This window comes from Caballeronia sp., assembly GCF_049581465.1.
In the GTDB taxonomy this organism is placed as follows: domain Bacteria; phylum Pseudomonadota; class Gammaproteobacteria; order Burkholderiales; family Burkholderiaceae; genus Caballeronia.
This window is the reverse complement of sequence record NZ_JBAUSA010001240.1, coordinates 1-4,381: the sequence shown is the minus strand read 5'-3', so window position 1 is coordinate 4,381 and position 4,381 is coordinate 1. Positions and strand designations below refer to the sequence as shown.

Sequence of the window (4,381 nt, the reverse complement as noted above, 5' to 3'; positions counted from 1 at the left end):
ATCCTTAAGTGCCGCCGTCCCGTTTCGGCATGGATCCGGCTGAGTCTTCACGGACGCGAGTCGTTCGTACTGCTGGGCAAATGGATCTCCGACGTCTGGGCGGCGCTGGCCGTGTTCTTGGTGATGTCCGTGTGGTTTGTGTGGGCGCTCGACGTGAGTAACGGCTTTCGCAAGTTGTTTCATCTCTTTGGCATTTCCGTGCTCGTGCTAATCGCGGCGCGCGTGGTCGCGATCATTGCATTCGGTGCACTCGGGCGCATTTTCCGCACTGCGGCTGAAGAGGACGACGCCGCAAGCAAGTCGATTGCGCATCGGCACGCGTACCGCTACTACCCGTTCCTGCGGCGTACGGTGCAACTCGTCATCATTGCGGTAGCCGCGCTCACGCTGTTGCAGGTGTGGGGCGCGCACGTTTCCGGCTTATTTGCGGAGGGCACGGTTGGCCATCGCTTCGCGTCGGCGCTGATCACGATCGGTGTCGCGGCTGCGTTTGCCGTGATCGTGTGGGAAGGCGCGAACGTGGCGGTCGAGCAGCGCCTCGAAATCTGGACGATCGCGGGCGACCGCTTGCGTGCCGCACGCCTGACTACGCTCTTGCCGATGATGCGTACCGCACTCTTCATCGTCATCGCGATGGTCGTCGTGATGACGGGGTTAAGCGAGATCGGGGTGAATACGGGGCCGCTGCTGGCCAGCGCGAGCATCTTCGGCGTGGCGCTCGGCTTCGGTTCGCAGAAACTCGTGCAAGACCTGATCACGGGCCTTTTCCTGCTGATGGAAAACGCGTTGCAGGTCGGCGACAACGTCACGCTCGCGGGGGTCTCGGGAACAGTCGAGTACCTGTCGATCCGCACCGTGCGTCTGCGCGGCGGCGATGGCTCCCTGTTCACCGTGCCGTTCAGTTCGGTATCGACGGTGAACAACACGAATCGCGGGATCGGCAACGCGGCGGTGCGCGTCGCCATCGCGCTCGGCCAGGACGTGGATCTCGCGGCCACGACGCTCAACGAGATCGGCGCGTCGCTGCGTGAAGACGACGCGTTCAAGGACGGCATCCTCGCGGATTTCAGCCTGTGGGGCGTGGACGCGGTGGACGGCGCGTCCGTTACGCTTGCCGGTCAGATGCAATGTCGCGACAGTTCGCGCTGGTCGGTCCAGCGTGAATTCAACCGCCGCATTGTCGACCGCTTCGCGCAACGCGGCATCGAGATCGCCAATCCGCAACGCAACTTCTTGATTGCGAATGAACGCGATGTCCTCCAGTTGAAGGTCAACGCGAAGGCGGTCCAGGCGAGAGATCGAGCGGGCGAGGGCGAAGCGTCGAGCCTCCAGCCAGCCCCGGATTCAAACCCCGCTCGCAGCGGCCCACGCACGAGCATCGGGAAACCTTAGCAATGAACCGTTCACTCCGCTCATCGATAAACCGCCTTTCCGTTCTTGCCGGGGTGCTGGTTCTGTCAGCTTGCGCCTCCACTCAGGCGCCGGAAAGCGCCAGGCACGTCAAGGTGATGATCGTCTCCATGTTCGGACCCGAGGGAGGCGTCTGGCTGGATAAACTTGGGCCATGGCAGTCGATTCCCGTTCCCGGGCTTTCGCCGGACTATCCCGAGGTGCATTGCAACGTCCAGGACATCTGCGTGATGACGACTGGAATGGGCCACGCCAACGCGGCTGCTTCGATGATGGCGCTCACGTTCTCCAATCAATTCGACTTGCGCGAGACGTATTTCTTGATCGCTGGCATTGCCGGTATCGATCCGGCACAGGGAACGCTCGGATCGGCTGCATGGGCGAAATATCTTGTCGACTTTGGCATCCAGTGGGAAGTCGATGCGCGCGAAAAACCCGCTAGCTGGCCGAGCGGTTTCCTGGGCATCAATACCAGGACGCCCAACGACAAACCTGCGCTCGACTACAAGACCGAACTGTTCGCGCTGAACCCACGTCTCGCCGATGCGGCATATGGACTTTCGAAGAACGTCGCGCTCGCCGATGCGCGCGAAGCGCAGGCCGCGCGCGCCAAGTTCAACTATGCGCCAGCCAATCAGCCGCCAAAGGTGATCCAGTGCGACACGCTTGCGGGCGACACCTGGTGGTCGGGAAACCTGATTGGCGAGCGCGCGAGGGCGTGGACGAAACAACTGACCAATGGCCAAGGCGTGTATTGCACGACGCAACAGGAGGACAACGCCACTTACGAAGCGCTCAAGCGTGCGGCTAGCGTGCATCGGGTGGATCTGAACCGGGTCGCGGTGCTGCGCAGCGGTTCGGATTTCGACCGGCCATACGAAGGCCAGTCGGTCGCCGACAACCTGACTCGCTACGCGGATCAGGGTGGCTTTCCACTGGCTATCGCCAATTTGTACCGCGCGGGTAATCCTCTGGTGCAAGACATCGTCACGCACTGGAGTGAATGGCAGGAGGGCGTCTCGAACCGCTAAAACGCAGCAAGGTGTTACACGATATTACGACAGCGCTTGTCGTGACAAATTGGAATATCCCGCATCGGCGGCGGCTGGTCGGATAGCGAGCTTCACGACCCGCGGCGTTCCGGGGCGTCAGCCGCGAATCCGTGATTTTGCGGGTTGAGGACTCTTCCCTCAAGGAAGATCCGTGCGCTGATTGCGCTCGCCAGAGCCAGCCCCGCCGCGACCAGCACGACCACGCGATAGCCGAGGACGAATGCCTCCCGGACAGCCAGGGTGACACGAGGGTCCGGACTGACGGCGGCCCCAAGCAGGGCGCGTTGCTGATGCGCCTGATGCTGAAGAGCAGGGGATAGGCCGAGTTGCGCGAGATGCGTATCGAGCGAAAGATTGAATATCGACGCCAGGATCAAGCCGAATACCGCTACGGCAATAAGCCCTGCAACCCGTGATATTGCGTTGTTCACGCCGGATGCCACTCCCGACTGGTTGTCCGGGACCGCGTTCACGACGGATGTAGTCAGCGGAGCGACACAGACGGCCATGCCTAAGCCAAGCACAACCAGCGGCGGGAAAAATGTCGTCCAGTAGCTTCCTCCTAGGCCAGGCCACGCGAGCAGACCAAAACCGAACGAGACAACGACTGAGCCGAACATCAGGGGCACTTTTCCTCCGCGGCGGGAGACCAGGCCTCCCGACCAGCGCGACAGCAAGAAAATAATCAGGATGAACGGCAAGAGGGCGCCTCCTGCCTCGGTAGGAGAGTAGTGCTGGATTTGTATGAGGTTCAGGGGGAGAAAATAGAGCACGCCGCCTAGACCGGCATAGAGGAACAGCGTGATCAAGTTGGCGCCCAGGAAAATGCGGGAGCGAAAGAGCGCTAACGGCACCATGGGCGCCGGTGCGCGCGCTTCGACAACGAGAAAGCCGATGAGCGCGACGACTCCTGCGGAGCCCGCCGCGACCGCCTGCAGTGCGTGGCCGGAAGCTTCAATTAGCGCGTAGGTAACGCCGCCCAATCCAATCGACGCCAACAATGCTCCTGGCCAGTCGAGCCCCTGGGCCATCGACTCGTTTCGACTCTCGCCCACACGCAAGACAACGAGCGCGATCACGATGCCGGCAAGCGGCAGGTTAATGAAGAAGACCGTTCGCCACGAGAAATGCTCGACAAGCCAGCCTCCGAGTACCGGGCCAACTGCAGCAGTGATCGCCGTGAAGCCCGACCAGGTGCCGATTGCGCGGCCTCGAACGCTTGGCGGGTAGGCGGCACTGATGAGCGACAGACTGCCCGGCACCAGGAACGCGGCGCCGACACCTTGAACGCCCCGAGCCAGGATCAATCCTGCGATGGAACCCACAGCGGCGCACCACGCCGAACCGATCGCAAAGAGCACAGTGCCAAACAGAAAGATCCTTTTCCGACCGTATCGGTCGCCCATCGAGCCGCCGACGAGCAAAAGCGAGGCTAATGCGAGCGCGTAGGACTCTACGACCCATTGAAGATCGCTCGCGCTAGCATGAAGCCCGCTTTGAATTGCGGGCAGCGCAACATTGACAATCGTCCCATCGATGAACGCCATGCTCGAGCCGAGGATGGCCGCGACCAGAACCCAAGCGCTTCCGTGTGCATTTCGTAGATTGTTCTGGCTTGCCGTCATGGGCGTTCCTCGTGGGTGCGGTTTGCGCTCGCCGCAAGCAGACCCCCTACATGGTGTTACAAGTATCAAGGTAACTCATACCGACGACAGTTACGTTTCCGAAAAAAGTAACGACATTTGACCGCATTCTCGTAAACCATACGAAGGGAAAACCATTTGTAATTCGTCGGTCCGCTGAGCAAAACTCAAACGGCTAGGTTGTTACAAACGTGTTTCAAACCACCAAATTTTTTTTACACGAGGCCGTTGTCAACCGTCGTCCACTCGAGGCCGTTTTCCTTCAATAAATCAACC

Annotated in this window: 3 protein-coding genes; 2 read left to right on the top strand and 1 reads right to left on the bottom strand. The window is 60.8% G+C overall.

Annotated features, from left to right (window positions below; translation table 11 throughout):
- A partial coding sequence (locus WCA53_RS30270; protein ID WP_423920071.1) for a mechanosensitive ion channel family protein occupies positions 1–1,392 on the top strand: 1,392 nt, incomplete at its 5' end.
- 2 nt (positions 1,393–1,394) lie between these two features.
- Complete coding sequence (locus tag WCA53_RS30265) at positions 1,395–2,441, top strand: purine-nucleoside phosphorylase (RefSeq protein WP_423920068.1); 1,047 nt, start codon at positions 1,395–1,397, stop codon at positions 2,439–2,441.
- Positions 2,442–2,533: 92 nt separating this feature from the next.
- On the opposite strand, the gene WCA53_RS30260 is transcribed toward WCA53_RS30265, so the two are convergent.
- Positions 2,534–4,087: an MFS transporter gene (locus tag WCA53_RS30260; protein WP_423920065.1), complete on the bottom strand. Its 1,554-nt coding sequence runs from the start codon at positions 4,085–4,087 to the stop codon at positions 2,534–2,536.
- Positions 4,088–4,381: the final 294 nt, after the last annotated feature.

Coding starts and splice junctions, on each gene's coding strand:
- WCA53_RS30265 (WP_423920068.1), top strand. CDS start 1,395: ATGAACCGTTCACTCCGCTCATCGATAAACCGCCTTTCCGTTCTTGCC.
- WCA53_RS30260 (WP_423920065.1), bottom strand. CDS start 4,087: ATGACGGCAAGCCAGAACAATCTACGAAATGCACACGGAAGCGCTTGG.